This window comes from Streptomyces sp. NPDC048182 (genome assembly GCF_043202555.1).
In the GTDB taxonomy this organism is placed as follows: domain Bacteria; phylum Actinomycetota; class Actinomycetes; order Streptomycetales; family Streptomycetaceae; genus Streptomyces.
Genome location: NZ_JBIDAQ010000002.1, coordinates 584,318 through 600,490, shown reverse-complemented (window position 1 = coordinate 600,490; position 16,173 = coordinate 584,318). Strand labels below are relative to the sequence as shown.

Genomic DNA, 16,173 nt, shown 5'->3' with positions numbered 1-16,173 from the left:
GCGCCCCGGCCGCGGGTGGGCGGCGTCCCCGGAACGCGGGCGGCCGGGGCGCGGGCGTCCCGAACACGGACGGCCGGGACACCCGGGGCTCGCCCGGCCGGAGCGGCAGGCACGACCGACATGCGGACGCCCGACGCGGCCGAAGCACCGGGGCTCCGCCCGGTCGGGGCGACCGTCGGGCTCCGCTCGGTCGCAGCGACCAGGGTCCGGGCCGGAGCGACCAGGGTCCAGGCCGGCACAGCGACCGGCATACGCGCAGCCGACGCGGCCGGGAACCGAGACGCCGACGCGACCCGAGCGCGGGCGGCCCACGCGGCCGGAATCCGGGCCCCCCGGGCGACCCGAGCGCAGGCGCCCGGCGTGCGGGCGGCCGGGGTGGTGGCGGGAGGCGTGGGTACGGCGGGGCGCGCGGTGGTGGCCCGTAAAATCGAGGGCATCGTGTCTGAGATCCCCAACCCCTCCGAGGCCCCGCGGCCCAGCGCCCCCGGCAGCCCGGGCGCCGTCCCGACCACCCCGTCCGACGCCGGGCGGGGCGACCTGCGGCACACCCGTGCCAAGGGCGAGCCCCGTTTCCCCGACGGCCCCCGGGCGGACCCGGCCGGCTCGCACTTCGAGCGGCGGATCCGCAGCTTCCAGCCCCGGCGCAGCCGGGTGACCGCCGGGCAGGCGGATGCCCTGCAGCGGCTGTGGCCGACGTGGGGCCTGGACATCGACGGGCAGCGGGTGCTCGACCTCGCCGAGCTGTTCGGCGACGACCGGCCCGTCGTGCTGGAGATCGGCTTCGGCATGGGCGAGGCCACCGCGCGGATGGCCGCCGACGACCCGGGGACCAACATCCTCGGCGTGGACGTGCACACCCCCGGCCAGGGCAACCTCCTCGGTCTCGCCGAGCGGAACGGCCTGTCCAACATCCGGGTGGCCAACGGCGACGCGATCATCCTGCTGCGCGAGATGCTCACCCCCGACTCCCTCGCCGGGCTCCGCGTCTACTTCCCCGACCCGTGGCCGAAGGCGCGGCACCACAAGCGCCGCCTGATCCAGCCGGAGTTCCTCACCCTGGCCGCCTCCCGGCTGGCGCCCGGCGCGGTGCTGCACTGCGCCACCGACTGGGAGCCGTACGCGGAGCAGATGCTGGAGGTCCTCACCGCCCACCCCGGCTTCGCCAACACGCGGGCGGACGGCGGCTTCGCGCCGCGCCCCGCGCACCGCCCGCAGACCCGTTTCGAGGGCCAGGGACTGGACAAGGGTCATGTGGTGAACGACCTGCTCTTCCGCCGCGTCCCGCACGGCGCACCCGGTTAGGGCCGCGCCGTGGCCACCCCGCCCCCGTACCCGGCCGCGTTCCCGGCCCCGCCGCACCGGCATCCGCACTGGTGGCAGCGAACCTGGGTGCGCTACGGCGCCCTGGTCGTCCTGCTCGCCCTGTCGGGGCTGGTGATCCTCGCCCTGGTGCGCGAGCAGACCGGCACGCGGGGCTTCCTGGTGGGGCTCGGCCTCGCGGTGCTGCCGGTGCCGCTCCTGGTCGCCGCCTTCCGCTGGCTGGACCGGGTCGACCCGGGGCCCTGGCGCAACCTGCTGTTCGCCTTCGCCTGGGGCGCGTGCGCGGCGGCGCTGATAGCCATCGTCGCCAACAGCTTCGCCACCCGGTGGATAGCGACGGCCACCGCCGACCCGGCGAGCGCGGACACGCTCGGCGCCACCGTGATAGCGCCGGTGGTCGAGGAGTCCGCCAAGGCCACCGCCGTACTGCTGGTGTTCCTGTTCCGCAGACGCGACTTCAGCGGCATCGTGGACGGCGTGGTGATAGCCGGGGTCACCGCCACCGGCTTCGCCTTCACCGAGAACATCCTCTACCTGGGCACCGCCTTCGGCACCGACCAGGTCACCGGCGGCCGGGGCATGGCCTCGGTCACCGCGGCGACGTTCTTCGTCCGCATCGTCATGTCGCCGTTCGCGCACCCGCTGTTCACCGTGCTCACCGGCATCGGCTTCGGCGCCGCCGCCCTGCTCGCCGACCGCCAGCACGTGCGCCGCGCGCTGCTCCCGGCGGCCGGGCTGCTGCTCGCGATGGGCCTGCACGCGCTGTGGAACGGTTCCGGCTCGCTCGGCCAGTACGGCTTCTTCGCGGTGTACACCGCCTTCATGGTGCCCGTCTTCGGCCTGCTGAGCTGGCTGGTCATCTGGTCGCGCCAGCGCGAGCTGGCCACCGTCCGCGCCGAGCTGCCCGCCTACGCGCTGGCCGGCTGGCTGGCCCCCGCGGAGCCCTTCGTGCTCGGCTCGCTGCGGGCCCGCCGCCTCGCCCGGCGCCACGCCCGCGAGCACGCCGGACGGGGCGCGGCCCGGGCCGTCGGCCAGTACGAGGCGTACGCCACCTCGCTGGCCTTCCTGCGCCGCCGCGGGCGCCTGGGCCGGGCGGGCGCCGACTTCGTGCCCCGCGAGCGGGAGCTGCTCGACGCCCTGTGGAGCCGCCGGGCGGTGGCCCGCCCCGCCCTGGACCACGCGGCCCGCACGACGGCCCGGCCGCTGCCGGTACCGGCCCGGGTGCCGCCGGGGACGGTGTACGGACCGGCGTACGGCTACGGTCACCCGGTGCCGCAGCAGAGCCCGCACCCGCAGCCCTACCCGTACCCGGCGTACAACCCCTACCGGTCGTAGCCGCCCGGCAGGCTCAGGCGGACGCCTCCGTCAGCCGCCCGGCCTCCTCCTCCGTCAGCTCCAGCTCCGCCACCCCGAGCAGCGCGGGAAGCTGCTCCACCGACCGCGCGGACGCGATCGGCGCCGCCACCGTCGGCCGCCCCGCGAGCCAGGCGAGGGCGACCGTGGCCACCGGCACGTCGTGGGCGCGGGCGACGTCGTCCAGCGCCGTCAGCACCCGCTGCCCGCGCTCGGACTCCAGGTGCTTGGCCGCGCCCTCCGCGCGCGGGCTGTCGACCTGGGCGCCGGGCCGGTACTTGCCGGTGAGGAAGCCGGCGGCCAGCGCGAAGTACGGCACGGCGGCCAGGCCCGCGCGTTCGGCGAGGGCGCTCAGCTCGCCCTCGTAGGTGTCCCGGGAGACCAGGTTGTACTGCGGCTGGAGGGCGACGTAGCGGGCCAGGCCCTCACGCTCGGAGAAGGCCAGCGACTCCGCGAGCCGCTCGGCGGAGATGTTGGAGGCGGCGATCTGCCGCACCTTGCCGGCCCGCACCAGCTCGTCCAGGGCGCCGATGATCTCCTCGACCGGCACCTCGGGCTTGTCGAAGTGCGTGTAGTAGAGGTCGATGTGGTCGGTGCCGAGGCGGCGCAGCGAGGCGTCGGCGGCGGCCTTGATGTTGCCGGCGGTCAGGCCCTGGAAGTCGGGGTGCTGACTGACCTTGGTGGCGATGACGACGTCGTCGCGCCGGCCGCGCGCCGCGAGCCACTCGCCGATCAGCGTCTCCGACTCGCCGCCGGAGTTCCCCTCGGCGAAGGCGGAGTAGGAGTCGGCGGTGTCGACGAAGTTGCCGCCGGCGGCCGTGTAGGCGTCCAGGACGGCGAAGGTGGCGTCCCGGTCGGCGGTCCAGCCGAAGACGTTGCCGCCGAGGGCGAGCGGGAAGACCTCGAGGTCGGAGGAGCCGAGCTTGCGCAGTGAAGTCATACCCCGTGACAACGAGCGGACCGGGGCGGGGCATTCCGCCCCGGCCCGGTCAGGGGGCCGGACGGGTCAGGGGGTGAGGCCCTTGTCGTGCAGCCAGGGCATCGGGTCGATGCCGCTGCCGCCGCCCGGGTGGACCTCCAGGTGGAGGTGGGGCCCGGTGACGTTGCCGGTGGCGCCGACGCGGCCGATGACCTCGCCGGTGGACACCTGCTGGCCGACGCTGACGTTGATGGACGACTGGTGGCAGTACCAGAGCTCGGTGCCGTCCTCCAGGGTGAGGACGGTCTTGTAGCCGTAGGCGCCGGCCCAGCCGGCCGAGGTGATCGTGCCGCCGTGCACGGCCTTGAGCAGCGTGCCGGTGGGCGCGGCGAAGTCCAGGCCGGTGTGGTGGCCGGAGGACCAGTAGGCGCCGGCCTGCCCGAAGGTGGAGGTGATCGTGTAGGACGAGGTCGGCAGCGTGTACTGCTTGGCGAGCTTGGCCAGCCGCTCGGCCTCGGCCTTCTTCGCCGCCTCCTCGGCCGCCTGCTTCTTCGCGGCGGTGGCCTTGGCCTCGGCCTCCTTCTCGGCCTTGGCGGCGGCCTCGGCGGCCTGCTTCTCGGCCTTCGCCGCGGCCTCGGCGGCGGCGCGGCTCTCGGCCTGGTCCTCCTGCTGCGCGGCCTGCGCCATGATGCGGGCGCGCAGCACCTCGCCGGCGTCGGCGGCGCTCCGCGGGGCGTCCTCGGAGGCGGAGGCGGAGACGGCGGTCGTGGCGTCCGCACCGACCGCCCCTGCCGTGCCGATGCTGCTGAGCGGGGCGGCGGCCGGCTGGTCGTCCGGGGCGTCGTCGCCGGGGAGCAGGGCGCCGACCGAGGCGGGCAGGTCCGGCAGGTCGTGCAGGCCGGGGAGGTCGGGCAGGGAGATCTCCACCGGCGGCTTGCCGGTCTGCGCGCTGGCCATGCCGCCCGCGCCGACGGCGGCGATGACGCCGACGCCGAGGACGGTGGAGCTGCGGGCGAGGCCGCCGCGCTGCTTGGCGACGCGGTGCCGGCCGCGTATCGGGCGGATCGAGTCCTCGGTGGGGTTCCACTCGCCGAAGGAGTCCGGCTCGGGTCCGAAGGCGGTGAGGGTGTCGCTCTCGTGCGGGGCAGGCATCTGCGGGACAGGCATCTGCTGGACCGGCACATGCGGGGCCACGGGGGCAGGGCGGTTGGACGCCACGCGGGCGCGCTCCTTTCCTTCCTTCCGCCTACCGGGTTAGCTGACGGGTTCGGAGCAGGAAGGTCTCCTACGCGCGTATACCTGCCGTGTCGCCACGGCGTGACACCCGCGATTCACCCCAAGGTGGTGGTTCCCCGGTTCCCTTGCGGGATTCGGCGCGTGCGCACGGAGCCGCCTTCTGTGACGGCTGGGACGACCGCGCTGCGTTATCGAACGTTAATAGACCCGGGCCGGTGATTCCAAGCCGTTCCCGTGGATCGGTGCGGAATCCGTCGCGGACGATCGCCCCAGGGCCGGTGAAATCCGGGCGAGTTGCCCGTCCCGCCGGTCAAGTCGGCGGTCATTACTCACTTGACGGAGCGTCAGCCGCTGTGCGCAGGGCGGTCGTCCCCTCACTCCTGGTAGCAGCACGGTTTAGGGACGCCGTACGGCGAGCAGCGCCATGTCGTCGGCCATGCCGCCCCCGGAGTGCCGGCGCACGTCCCGCGCGAGGGCGCGCAGCAGGTCCGCAGGGTGCCGGAACACCCGGCCGGTCAGCCGCGCGTGGGGGTCGTAGAACTCGCCCCGGGCGTCGCGGGCCTCCGACAGCCCGTCGGTGTACAGCAGCAGGGTGGCCCCGCCGGGGAAGGGGGCCTCCTCGGCCCGGTCGGGCCACACCCCCAGCTCGCCCATGCCCAGCGGCAGCGCCGCCTCCCGGGCGGGCAGCGGGCGCAGGGTGCCGTCGCCGTAGAGCAGCAGCGGCGGCGGGTGGCCGCGGTTGACGAGGCGGACGACGCCGTCGCCGTGCGGGAGTTCGGCGAGCACGGCGGTGGTGAAGCCCTCGAAGGCGTCGAGCCCGTCCCGCCGGGTGCCCTCGCGGGCCAGCGCCCGTTCCAGGCGGTGCGCGACCGCCTCCAGGGTGGCCTCCTGCTCGGCGGCCTCCCGGAACGCCCCGATCACCACGGACACGGCGGCCACCGCGCCCATGCCCTTGCCGCGCACGTCCCCGACCAGCAGCCGCACGCCCCGCGCGCTGTCCTGCACCGCGTACAGGTCGCCGCCGATGAACGCGTCGGCCTGCGCGGCCTCGTAACTGGCGGCGATCTCGAACCCGCCGATCCGGCTCGCCGGCTGCGGCAGCACCGCGCGCTGGGCGGCCTCGGCGATCTCCCGGGTGGAGGCGAGCCGCTCGTCGGTGCGCCGCACGAAGGCGTTGACCAGCACGGCGAGGACGGCGACCGTCGCGATGGTGATCAGCTCGGTGATCGAGTCGACGTAGTGGATGACGCCGAGGGAGGTCTGCAGGGCGATCACCACGGCGACGACGGCGGCGCCGGTGAGGACGGTGCCGCGCCGGGAGTAGAGCGGGGCGGCGATCAGGGGGGCGGCCGTGTAGAAGGGGCCCGCGGTGAAGTAGCGCGGGGTGAGGAGGTCGTACACGACGGCGAGGACGATCAAGAGGACGGGGAGGGCGCGGACGAGGCGGTGACCGGCCGCCGCGCGACGGCGGGCGGCGCGCAGCGCACGAGGTGCCGGCGGGACCTCGTCACCGAGCCCGGGGTCGGGCACGGGATCGCCGGGGAGCCGGCCGCCGGCCCGGGCGTCCGGCCCCTCGTCGTCCATGCCCTTCAGGCTCCCCGGTGCGGGGGCGGGGGGCGAGTCGCGTGGGCCGGACGGGGGATGGTCGTACGGGAGGTGGTCGTACGGGAGGTAGTCGTACGGCGGGGAAACACCGAAGGCCGGGAGCCAGCTGAACTGGTTCCCGGCCCTCGGCCAGAGTAGCGGGGACAGGATTTGAACCTGCGACCTCTGGGTTATGAGCCCAGCGAGCTACCGAGCTGCTCCACCCCGCGTCGGTGTGTCACCACCATACGTCATGCGGCGGGTGGATTGCACATCGGTTCAGCCGGGGCGGTGCGCGCCGGTCACTCCGCCAGGTGCCGGTTGGGCGCGGCGGCCCGCTCCGCGTACTCCGGCAGCACCACCACGGCGGCGCCCGCGGCGGCCAGTACGCCGCTGCCGTCCGCCCCGGGCACGAAGGTGTCGGGCTCCCGCCAGGCCGTCACCACGCGGCGCACGCCGGCGTCCAGGATGAGCCGGGCGCAGGGCGCGGGCCGGGAGGCGCGGTGGGCGCACGGTTCGAGGCTGGAGTACACGGTCGCGCCGGCCAGCCGGGGATCGCCCGCCTCGGTCTTCGCCAGGGCCGCCTCCTCGGCGTGCACGACCGGGTCGCCGCCCTCCCGCGAGTGCCCCCGCGCCAGCTCGGTGCCGTCGGCGGCGACGACGACCGCGCCGACGCTGAAGGCGGTCACGGAGGGCGGGCACAGCTCGGCCAGCTCGCAGGCGAGGGCCAGCCAGTGCCGGTCGGCGGCGGAGACGCCGTCGCCGGCGCCGGGGGCGGTGGGGAGGTAGCGCATCAGGACGACGTCCTCGATGCGCCGGGTCTCCACCAGCCGCAGCCGCCCGGGCCGGTAGCCGCCGGGCCCGAACAGCCGGGGCGCGGCCGGGTCGCCGACGAGGAGGGGGGCGAGGACGAGCTGGAGCTCGTCGGCCAGCTCCTGCTGGAGCAGCTGGGTGTGCACGGTGCCGCCGCCCTCCACCATGAGCCGGTTGACGCCCCGTACGTCGTGCAGGTGTGCGAGGGCCGTGGGCCAGTCGATCTCGGCGCCAAGGGTGACTGCGTCGGCGTCGATGCCCAGCTCCCGGGCCCGCGCGGCGCCCGCGTCCGTCGTGAGGAGCACCTTGTCGCCCCCCGTGTGCCAGAAGGCGGCCGCCGGGTCCAGCTCGCCCGAACCGCTGACGGTGACCTTGAGCGGGTACTCCGCCCGCCCCGCGGCCCGCCGCGCCGCCCGGCGTTCGGCCGAGTTGACCAGCAGCCGCGGGTTGTCGGCGCGGATCGTGCCGGCGCCGACGAGGATGGCGTCCACGGAGGCCCGTACCTCGTCCACGCGGTCGAAGTCGGCGGGCGAGGAGAGCAGCAGCCGGTCGGGACCGGTGTCGTCGAGGTAGCCGTCCAGGGAGACGGCGGCGGAGAGCAGGACGTACGGCAGGGGCATGGAGGCACTCCAGCGCACTGCCGGCGGTGACGCAACGCGCGCCGGGTACTCGCCGGGTACTCGCGGTGCCTGAAGGGAGCCGAACGGTGCTGGAAGGAGGGCGGGCATGACCGCGCTGGCGGTCCCCCTGTGGGACCCGGGCAACGGACAGGGCCTGCGGCAGCTGGCCGAGCTGGGGCTGGCGCTCGTGCTGTCGACGCTGATCGGCTGGGAGCGGGCGGCCCAGCAGAAGAGCGCCGGGCTGCGCACGCACACCCTGGTCGGCATCGCCAGCGCGCTGATGATGGAGGTCTCCCAGCACGGCTTCTCCAATGTGCTCGGCCTGGAGAACGTGTCCTTCGACCCGTCCCGGGTGGCCGCCCAGATCGTCTCCGGCATCGGCTTCATCGGCGGCGGTCTGATCTTCGTACGCCGGGACGCGGTGCGCGGCCTCACCACCGCGGCCACCGTCTGGCTGACCTGCGCCATCGGCATGGCCTGCGGCGGCGGCCTGCCGATCCTCGCGGTGGCCGTCACCGCCGTGCACTTCCTCGTCGTACGCGGCTACCCGCTGCTCGGCGGCCGTCGGCTGTCCCGGCGCGCGCCCACCGCCTTCGAGCTGCGGATGACGTACCGGACCGGCACGGCGCTGCTGCCGAGGCTGATGGAGACCTGCACCCGGCAGGGGTTCCGTATCCTCCAGGTCAAGGTCGAACGGCTGCCGGGCCGCACCGACGCCGCCGCCGGCGTCCTGCTCCAACTGGAGGGCGCGGGCGACACCAGCCGGCTGACCGCGGAGCTGTTCCAGGACGAGGGCGTCCTGGAACTGGAGACCGGCACCACCAACGACGACGAGTAACCGCACCAGACGACGATCAGACGAACCAGTAGACGAGTAGACGAACTAGCAGACGAGTAGACGAGTAGGCACCGCCCTGAACACCCCGCTCGCGGAGGCCCTCTCCGTCGCCCTCCTCGCCCTGGTCCTGGCCTGCGCGGTCCTGCGCCCGCGCGGCTGGCCGGAGGCGGTGACCGCCGTACCGGCCGCGGCGGTCGTGATCGCCACCGGCGCGATCTCCCTCCCCCACGCGGCCGACGAGGCGGCGCGCCTCGGCCCGGTCATCGGCTTCCTGGCCGCCGTCCTCGTCCTGGCCAAGCTCTGCGACGACGAGGGCCTCTTCCACGCCTGCGGCGCCTGGATGGCCCGGGGCGCGCGGGGCCGCCCGCGCCGCCTCCTCGTCCAGGTCTTCCTCTCCGCCTCCCTCATCACGGCGGTGCTCAGCCTGGACGCGACGGTGGTGCTCCTGACCCCGGTGGTCTTCGCCACCGCGGCCCGCCTGGGCGCCCGCCCACGCCCGCACGTCTACGCCTGCGCCCACCTCTCCAACACCGCCTCGCTGCTCCTCCCCGTCTCCAACCTCACCAACCTGCTGGCCTTCACCGCCAGCGGCCTGAGCTTCACGCGCTTCGCGGCGCTGATGACGGTGCCGTGGGTGGTGGCGATCGGAGCGGAGTACGTCGTCTTCCGCCGCTTCTTCGCGGCCGACCTGGACGCGGACACGCAGCCGCCTCCGCACCCCGAGCCGCGCGAGATCCCGCTCTTCGCCCTGATCACAGTGGCCTGCACGCTGGCGGGCTTCGTGGTGACGTCGGCGTTCGACATCAACCCGGCGTGGGCGGCGGCGGCGGGCGCGGCGGTCCTGTCCGTCCGCGCCCTGGCCGACCGCCGCACCACCCCGACGTCGATCCTCCGCTCCGCGGCCCTCCCCTTCTGCGCCTTCGTCCTGGCCCTGGGCATCGTCGTCCGCGCGGTCGTGGACAACGGCCTCGCAGGCACCCTGGCTCACGCGATCCCCACCGGCACGGGCCTCTGGTCCCTCCTCGCCATCGCGTCCCTGGCGGCCCTCCTCGCCGCCGTGGTGAACAACCTCCCCGCGGTCCTGGTCCTCCTCCCCCTGACCGCCCCCGCAGGCCCCGCCCCCGTCCTCGCCGTCCTCCTCGGCGTCAACATCGGCCCCAACCTCACCTACGCCGGCTCCCTCGCCACCCTCCTCTGGCGCCGCATCCTCCACACCCACGGCACGGACGCGTCCCTCCCGACCTTCACCCGACTGGGGCTGCTGACCGTGCCGGTGGCGTTGGTGGGGGCGGTGGTGGGGTTGTGGGGGACGGTGGGGGTGATCGGGGGGTGAGCTTGCGGCCGGCAGCCCCCCCTGCTCCCTAGCCGTTGACGCAGAGGTCGGCCTTCGAGGGAGTGCCCACGACGCCGTACTGTCGGCTCGCGACATCCGCGTGCAACGCCCCGAAGACATTGCGCCGCTTGGGATTGGCGTGCTTGGTGAAGCCTTCCAGGGCCTGGGGCGTATCGGGCGAGTCGACGCCGTTGTCGATCGGCTCCAACCAAGCGCGAGGATTCAACTCGCCTGCCGCGTGCCGGTGGAACCCCTTGCCGAACGCGTCAGCGAACGTCACTCCGTAGTCCATTGGCCTGCCGGCGCTCAACATGCCACGAGTGGCGGGAAAATCATCGGCTACTGCCTTCAAATCGATCTTCACCGACGTACAACCGGAGAGGGAACCAAAGGTGACAAAGTTCATGTCACCGTGCTTCGAGTCGCCGGCCGTCCTGCTGAAGGCCACATACACCCTCAACTGGTAGATCGGGGTCGCGGAACGGTTGACGACGACTACCAGCCGCCGCCCGGTGTCGAAGGGCGCGAGGGGTTGGACCGACACCCGTACGGCCCGCTCCTGCAGGTTTCGTTCTTCCTCGTCCTGGATGGTCTTCGTCTGCTCTTTGGCCTGCTGCGCCTGAATCGCCAGCTGGTCAGATTGGGTGCGTAACCCCCAGCCGTTGAATGCCAGGCCGCCGATCACGCCCATTGCGGCCACGAAGTTGCCGACCGTTCCCCAACGCCATCTTCGGCGGCGGGATCCTTCACCGCGAGTCCCGCTCTCCCGGTCAGAAGCAGAGTCGGGCATACCACTCCCCCTCGCACCTCGGTCAGTGCTCGTCAGCCCTCCGTAGAGACTAAAGGCTGTCCCGCAAGTCGTGGTCGTTCGGGGTTCGGCGGTCAGTTGGGGATGGGGCGTGCTCCGCTCCGAGTGCCAGAAAGGATGCCAACCGCCGCCGAACCGCTCGAACGACAAGCTCATCCCTTGATGAACTCGATGATCTGCGGGGCGATCTTCTTCGGAGCCATGACGACGGCGCCATGGTTGAGTCCGGGCAGAGTGCGGTGGTCGGCCTGCGGCAGGATTTCGGTGACGGCGAGGGCGGCGCGCTGGAAAGCGGCTGGACTCTTGCCACCGGTCAGCACGCGGGTGGGTACGGCCACCCCTTTCCACTCCTCGGCTTCGAGCGGCTTGCCTTGCTGGGTATCGCCCATGACCGCGATGTCATAGGGCAGAGTTCTGGCCAGCTTGGTGAGGTTTGCCCACATCTTCGGCATGAGCTTCATGAAGAACACGGCGATGCCGGGCATGCCCTGCACCCTGGTCATGAAGTACTTGACCGCGTCGCTGTGCCGGCCCTCCGCAAGCAACGCAGTGATCTGCTGCGCGAGGTCCTTAGGCGGTCCGTCGTCGCCTTCGGCGACCACGAACGGCGGCTCGTACAGAGCCAGGCGGTCGACGTTGACTCCGGCCGCGGCCGCGCGCAGGGCGAGGACCGCTCCGGAGGACGAGCCGAACAGCGACGCCGAACCGCCGACGTGTTCGACCAAAGCGGCGATGTCTTCAATCTCGCGGTCGGGGGCGTAAGTAGCGGCGTCCCCGCTGGCACCGCGTCCGCGTCGGTCGTAGTTGATCACAGTGAAGTGGTGGGCGAGGAGAGTCGCGAGTTTGGCTGTGTCCGAGCGGTCTGCCAGTGCCGAGGCAACCAGGACGATGGCCGGCCCGCGGCCCGACTGCTCGAATGCGATCTCGGTGCCGTCGGCGGAGGCGACTCGGGCCTCGGCTCCGGCCGACTGCTCTCGCGCTGTTGCCATGTTTGTCTCTCCGGTTCACGTAGGGGCCGTACCGCTGTGGAGTGCGTTGCTGCCAATAGGACCCCCGCAGTGCAGGAAACTCATCGGTGCGCCAGGCGTTCGGTGCCGAAGTCCTCGCATCTCGGAGAGGACGAACCCCCTCACGCAGAATCGTTCACCGGGCTGAGCCAGCGTTCCTTCGGCAAGCTGGTGACGGTTCTGCGGCGTGAGGGTGCGGACACCGTTGGTAGAGGGCGGCCGTGGAGCCTGCCTCTGGAGGACCGGACGCTGCTGGTCGCGGCCTACTGGCGAACAAACTTGGCGATGCGGCAACTCGCACTGCTCTTCGGTGTGTCGAAGTCAGCCGCAGACCGGATCATCGACCATCTCGGGCCGATGATCGCGCTTCGGCCACGCAGGTCTTTCGACAAGGGCACCGTACTGATCGTGGACGGGACCCTCGTGCCCACCCGAGACCACACCATCGCCGAGCGGTCCAAGAACTATCGGTACTCCACCAACCACCAGGTCGTCATCGACGCTGACACTCGCCACGTCGTCCTGGTGGGCCGCCCAGTACCCGGCAACCGCAATGACTGCAAGGCATGGGAGGAGTCAGGGGCCAAGGCTGCCGTTGGCACGACCCTCACCATCGCCGACGGCGGCTATCCGGGCACCGGACTCGTGATGCCTCACCGGCGCCGCAAAGCCGAGGAGCTGCCCGACTGGAAGGAGGCCCACAACAAATCCCACAAGCAGGTCCGCGCCCGGGTCGAGCACGTCTTCGCCCGCATGAAGAACTGGAAGATCCTCCGTGACTGCCGCCTCAAAGGCGATGGTGTCCACCACGCCACGCTCGGCATCGCCCGGCTGCACAACCTCAACCTCTCCGGCTAGATAAGCGGCCGGATTGATCGCCTCCCGCGTTCCCGTCCGTCAGAGATCATTTACGGGACAGCCCTTAGTTCGCCGGTGTGGACAGCGCGGTCAGATCGTCCTCAACAGCGACCAGCTCGGCGATCTTGGCGCATGAACGGTTGGCCGAGCAGAATGTCCTTCTCGCTGAACCAGGCCGACACGCCCTCTGCTTCCAGCAGATCGCACAACTCCTTGGCAGCACCGCGCCGGTCATCCCATGCGTGGCAGAGGAAGACATCGCGAAGGTCTGGCTGTTGACGCGCGCGCAACACGGCGGCGTCGCGAACTGGAGCCAGGTCCTTCACCTCAGCAGGCGTGTAAGTCACGGAGGAGGTGCTCGGTGACCAAGGCGCTCGCGTTCTGCCGCTACTGGAGCTGCCCCCACTAGTCACGCCGCCCCCGCCACTGCTCCGCGACGAGTAGGCCGGCGGCGGGTAGTAGGACGGGGACGGTGAGTACCCGTAGCCTCCGCCGCCGCACGCGGGGCACGTTGCACGTCCGCTGGCGGTCCGATGCCCCCGCCGAGGGGCTGTACAACGACTCATAACCATGCGGTAGTCCACGCAGCCCCAGGAGCCATCTCGTTTACGCATAAGCCCGGAGTCGCCGACAAATCCCAGCAGTTCGCGATTCCCTGAGGGCTAGAGACGATCAAGTCCCGCTCACATGCACCGCAACTGTCCCTTGCCTGCGGCCGACGGACCTCGGTGTAGGGCTGCGACCTGTGCAGTCAGGCTGAATGGAATGGAGCAGGCCCCAGCCCCGAGCAGCCGCTCTCACCGGCACTGCCTCCAGTGGCCATGAACTCGCTCTCGCGCCCGTCGGGCATGCGAAGGATTCCAGGCGCCGCATCGAAAAGGTCGACACCCTCTTCGTCGCACACGAGGGTGATGCTCCCTGCCCAGGTGCTGTGCCGGTCGTAGCTGAAGTTCTCCACCGTCGAGGGGTCAAGACGCAGTACGAGCGACGCGATGACAGCGACCTCCTTGCCATCAGGGAAAACGACCGTAGCTGGCCCGACATAACGAGGACGGCCGTCGTCGGGATGGAAGGGGGGTCGCGACGTCATGGCGCGAGGGTAGCGCGGGGCATGGGGGCTAATTTGGGATGACGTCCTCCCGCCGTCTCTGTTCCTCGGCACCGCCCTCGCCGAGCAGACCGCCGTCACGGGCACATCCGCTCACGCATCGCTCACGCACGGCCCCGAAAACGAAGCAGCGCCCGACCCGACCGAAGCCGACTCAGGCGCTGCGCCGCAGGTCAGAGGGGATGCCCTCCGCCTGCGATCCGTAGGCCCTGTGGGACTCGAACCCACAACCAATGGATTAAAAGTCCACTGCTCTGCCAATTGAGCTAAGGGCCCAGGCGGCGTCGCCCGGTGGGCCGGGCGAGTTCGCCATGCAGAGCATAGTCGCACGGGGGCGGCGGGCCGATCGGGTATCCGGGTGCGCGGCCGTCAGGGGTCGACCGGTTCGGGGGTGCCGGCGTTGGCGGCCGTGCGGGCGCGGGTGCGGGCGTGGTCGGGGTTGAGGAACCAGTGGCGGGCCGAGGCCAGCCACCAGGTGGCGGCGAAGCCGAGGACGGCCAGGACGGCGAGGGGGGCGTAGTTGAAGGTCTCCCAGGTGACCGGGGAGACCTGGGGGAGCATGAAGAGGACGGTGATGCAGCCCACCCAGGCCACCGCCACCCAGCCCACCACCTGCGACCAGCGGCCCAGGTGCCACGGGCCGCGTTCGAAGGCGGCGCCCTTGCGGACGCGGAGCAGGGTCGGGATGACGTAGGCGATGTACAGGCCGATGACGGCGATCGACGTCACCGCCGCGTACGCCGTCACGTTGATCAGGTACGGGAGGCCCAGGACGAGCGCCGCCATCGCGGCCAGCCAGACCGCCGCCACCGGCGTGCGCGTGCGGGGGCTCACCGTGTGCCAGACGTGGGAGAAGGGCAGCGCGCCGTCGCGGGAGAAGGCGTAGATCATGCGGCTGTTGGCCGTCACCGACGCCATCCCGCAGAACAGCTGCGCCCCGATGACGACCAGGAGGAGGAGTTTGCCAGCGGTCGCGCCCAAGGCGTCCAGGAGGATCTGGGCGGGTGGGGCGCCGGTCGGGGACGTCAGGGCGCCGTCGTAGGACTGGATGGCGAAGGTGAAGCCCAGGAGGAGGACGAAGCCCGCGATCCAGGACGTCCAGATGGACTGCACGATGCCCTTGGGGCCGGCCGTGGACGCGTCGTGCGTCTCCTCCGTCATGTGCGCCGAGGCGTCGTAGCCGGTGAAGGTGTACTGGGCCATCAGGAGGCCGAGCAGGACGACGTACGGGCCGCTGCCCCAACCGGTGTTGTTGACGAACTCCCCGAACACGAAGCCCGCCGACTGGTGGTGGTCCGGCGCGAACGTCAGCGCCCCGACGATCACCGCCACGCCGACCACGTGCCACCACACGCTGACGCTGTTCAGCAGGCCCACGATGCGCACGCCGAAGGTGTTGAGCAGGCCGTGCAGGACGAGGATGCCGGCGAAGAGGAGGATCGTGCGGGCCTCGGTCACCTCGAAGTCGAACTGGAGGTTCAGGTACGCGCCCAGGAAGGACGCCGCGCCGAAGTCGATGCCCGCGGTCACCGCGACCTGGCCGAGCACGTTGAACCAGCCCGTGAACCACGCCCAGGCCGCCGCCGAGCGGGGCGGCGCCAGCCGGTGCGCCCAGAAGTACAGGCCCGCCGAGGTGGGGTACGCCGAGCAGATCTCGGCCATCGCCAGGCCCACGAACAGGGTCATCAGGCCGACGGCCACCCAGCCCCAGGTGATGACGGCGGGGCCGCCCGTGTTCATGCCGAACAGGTAGAGGGTGAGGCAGCCGGAGAGGACCGAGATGATGGTGAAGGAGACCGCGTAGTTCGAGAACGCCGACATGCGGCGGGCCAGAACCTGGGTGTAGCCGAGCTGGGCCAGCCGTTCCTCGTCCGACAGCCCACTGCTCACCTTGGCGTCATCTGTCATGCCCCCAGCAATTCCCTCGCCGGGGGTGCGCCATGCGTACGGCGGAGGGCCCGCACGACGTCCACGTCGTGCGGGCCCTCTCAGGTACCGGTGCCGGTCAGCTGCCGTCAGCCGTTGCGCTTCCAGCGCGGCTTGTCGTCACGGCGGCCGAAGGACGAGCCGCGGTGGTCGTCACGGCGGCCGTTCGGGCGGTCGTGGCCGGGGCGGTCGTGGCCGCCGGAGCGGAAGCCCGGACGGTCGTCGCGGCGGTCGCGGTTGAACGGGCGGTCGCTGCCCCGGTGGCCACCGCGGTCGTCGCGGCGCTCGAAGGAACGCCCACCCCGGTCGTCACGGCGGAAGCCGCCACGGTCGTCACGACGCTCGAAGCCACGGCCACCGCGGTCGTCACGCCGGTCGTCGCGGCGCTCGAAGGAACGGCCGCCACGGTCGTCACGGCGGTCGTCGCGACGGAAGCCGCCACGGTCGCCG

General features: G+C 72.2%; 14 protein-coding genes, 2 tRNA genes, 1 pseudogene and 1 riboswitch. Of the genes and pseudogenes, 5 read left to right on the top strand and 12 right to left on the bottom strand.

The annotated features are described in order from the left end of the window. The first annotated feature begins 537 nt into the window (after nt 1–537). Together trmB and ACGFZL_RS05880 are read left to right on the top strand one after the other, a co-directional pair. Complete coding sequence (trmB, locus tag ACGFZL_RS05885; protein WP_393689623.1) at nt 538–1,302, top strand: tRNA (guanosine(46)-N7)-methyltransferase TrmB; 765 nt, start codon at nt 538–540, stop codon at nt 1,300–1,302. A 9-nt stretch (nt 1,303–1,311) separates the two neighbouring features. Continuing rightward, the gene (locus ACGFZL_RS05880; protein ID WP_393689554.1) at nt 1,312–2,655 is read left to right on the top strand and encodes a PrsW family intramembrane metalloprotease; all 1,344 of its coding nucleotides are present in this window, start codon (nt 1,312–1,314) and stop codon (nt 2,653–2,655) included. Between the two features lie 13 nt (nt 2,656–2,668). Here ACGFZL_RS05880 and ACGFZL_RS05875 read toward each other — a convergent pair whose 3' ends face one another. The 5 genes from ACGFZL_RS05875 to ACGFZL_RS05855 all read right to left on the bottom strand — a co-directional run bounded on the left by ACGFZL_RS05875 (nt 2,669) and on the right by ACGFZL_RS05855 (nt 7,845). Next, nucleotides 2,669–3,613, bottom strand: a complete 945-nt coding sequence (locus ACGFZL_RS05875; RefSeq protein ID WP_393689552.1) for an aldo/keto reductase — start codon at nt 3,611–3,613, stop codon at nt 2,669–2,671. 66 nt (nt 3,614–3,679) lie between these two features. Continuing rightward, entirely contained in the window at nt 3,680–4,810 is a 1,131-nt protein-coding gene (locus ACGFZL_RS05870; protein WP_393689550.1) for a peptidoglycan DD-metalloendopeptidase family protein, read from the bottom strand. A gap of 11 nt (nt 4,811–4,821) precedes the next feature. Then, nucleotides 4,822–4,978, bottom strand: a riboswitch (cyclic di-AMP (ydaO/yuaA leader). A gap of 246 nt (nt 4,979–5,224) precedes the next feature. Beyond that, nucleotides 5,225–6,412, bottom strand: coding sequence for a PP2C family protein-serine/threonine phosphatase (locus ACGFZL_RS05865; RefSeq protein WP_393689548.1), 1,188 nt, complete (start codon nt 6,410–6,412; stop codon nt 5,225–5,227). 156 nt (nt 6,413–6,568) lie between these two features. After that, nucleotides 6,569–6,642, bottom strand: a tRNA-Met gene (locus tag ACGFZL_RS05860). A gap of 72 nt (nt 6,643–6,714) precedes the next feature. Then, a complete protein-coding gene (locus tag ACGFZL_RS05855) occupies nt 6,715–7,845 on the bottom strand; it encodes a dihydrofolate reductase family protein (RefSeq protein WP_393689546.1) in 1,131 nt (376 codons plus the stop codon). Nucleotides 7,846–7,951: 106 nt separating this feature from the next. Between ACGFZL_RS05855 and ACGFZL_RS05850 the strand changes: the two genes are divergently transcribed. Then, nucleotides 7,952–8,683, top strand: coding sequence for an MgtC/SapB family protein (locus ACGFZL_RS05850; protein ID WP_393689544.1), 732 nt, complete (start codon nt 7,952–7,954; stop codon nt 8,681–8,683). Between the two features lie 76 nt (nt 8,684–8,759). Further along, nucleotides 8,760–10,016, top strand: a complete 1,257-nt coding sequence (locus ACGFZL_RS05845) for an SLC13 family permease (protein ID WP_393689621.1) — start codon at nt 8,760–8,762, stop codon at nt 10,014–10,016. A gap of 28 nt (nt 10,017–10,044) precedes the next feature. Here the strand turns inward: ACGFZL_RS05845 and ACGFZL_RS05840 are convergent, their stop codons facing one another. Beyond that, entirely contained in the window at nt 10,045–10,806 is a 762-nt protein-coding gene (locus tag ACGFZL_RS05840; RefSeq protein ID WP_393689542.1) for a hypothetical protein, read from the bottom strand. Nucleotides 10,807–10,976: 170 nt separating this feature from the next. Continuing rightward, nucleotides 10,977–11,813, bottom strand: a complete 837-nt coding sequence (locus tag ACGFZL_RS05835; protein ID WP_393689540.1) for an alpha/beta fold hydrolase — start codon at nt 11,811–11,813, stop codon at nt 10,977–10,979. Between the two features lie 102 nt (nt 11,814–11,915). Between ACGFZL_RS05835 and ACGFZL_RS05830 the strand changes: the two genes are divergently transcribed. Next, on the top strand, nt 11,916–12,689 hold the full coding sequence (locus ACGFZL_RS05830) for a transposase (RefSeq protein ID WP_393689538.1): 774 nt from the start codon (nt 11,916–11,918) through the stop codon (nt 12,687–12,689). 101 nt (nt 12,690–12,790) lie between these two features. On the opposite strand, the gene ACGFZL_RS05825 is transcribed toward ACGFZL_RS05830, so the two are convergent. The 5 genes and pseudogenes from ACGFZL_RS05825 to ACGFZL_RS05805 all read right to left on the bottom strand — a co-directional run. Next, the gene (locus ACGFZL_RS05825) at nt 12,791–13,036 is read right to left on the bottom strand and encodes a TIR domain-containing protein (protein ID WP_393689535.1); all 246 of its coding nucleotides are present in this window, start codon (nt 13,034–13,036) and stop codon (nt 12,791–12,793) included. Nucleotides 13,037–13,440: 404 nt separating this feature from the next. Beyond that, complete coding sequence (locus tag ACGFZL_RS05820) at nt 13,441–13,779, bottom strand: hypothetical protein (RefSeq protein WP_393689533.1); 339 nt, start codon at nt 13,777–13,779, stop codon at nt 13,441–13,443. Nucleotides 13,780–14,000: 221 nt separating this feature from the next. Then, nucleotides 14,001–14,073 (bottom strand) — tRNA-Lys (locus tag ACGFZL_RS05815). 93 nt (nt 14,074–14,166) lie between these two features. After that, nucleotides 14,167–15,705 (bottom strand): amino acid permease, encoded by a 1,539-nt coding sequence (locus ACGFZL_RS05810; RefSeq protein ID WP_393689531.1) that lies wholly within the window; start codon nt 15,703–15,705, stop codon nt 14,167–14,169. Between the two features lie 107 nt (nt 15,706–15,812). Continuing rightward, nucleotides 15,813–16,173: pseudogene (locus ACGFZL_RS05805) on the bottom strand (RNA helicase); the annotation flags it as partial.